The sequence below is a fragment of the Mesorhizobium sp. M2E.F.Ca.ET.219.01.1.1 genome, from assembly GCF_004016445.2.
Lineage (GTDB): Bacteria > Pseudomonadota > Alphaproteobacteria > Rhizobiales > Rhizobiaceae > Mesorhizobium.
In genome coordinates this window covers 1-308 of the sequence record NZ_SADT02000196.1, presented here as the reverse complement: position 1 = coordinate 308, position 308 = coordinate 1, and the positions used below count along the sequence as shown (strand labels likewise).

The 308-nt window shown below is 65.9% G+C and carries 1 protein-coding gene; it reads left to right on the top strand.

Annotation, left to right across the window (positions count from 1 at the left end; genetic code table 11):
* The coding region (locus EN862_RS35500; protein WP_193771647.1) for an aldo/keto reductase at positions 1–308 on the top strand (308 nt) is incomplete at both ends.

Sequence of the window (308 nt, the reverse complement as noted above, 5' to 3'; positions counted from 1 at the left end):
GGCCTGAGCAACGTCACCCGCAAACAGATCGCGCAGGGGCGCGGCATGGTCGACATCGTCTGCGTGCAGAACCAATACAACATCGCGCACCGCCAGGATGATGCGCTGATCGACGAGCTTGCCGCCGACGGCATCGCTTATGTGCCGTTCTTCCCGCTCGGCGGTTTCACGCCGCTGCAGTCGAGCACGCTTGCCGACGTCGCGCAAAAGCTCGGCGCGACTCCCATGCAGGTGGCGCTCGCCTGGCTGTTGCAGCGCGCGCCCAACATCCTGCTCATCCCCGGCACCTCGTCGGTCGGGCATCTCAG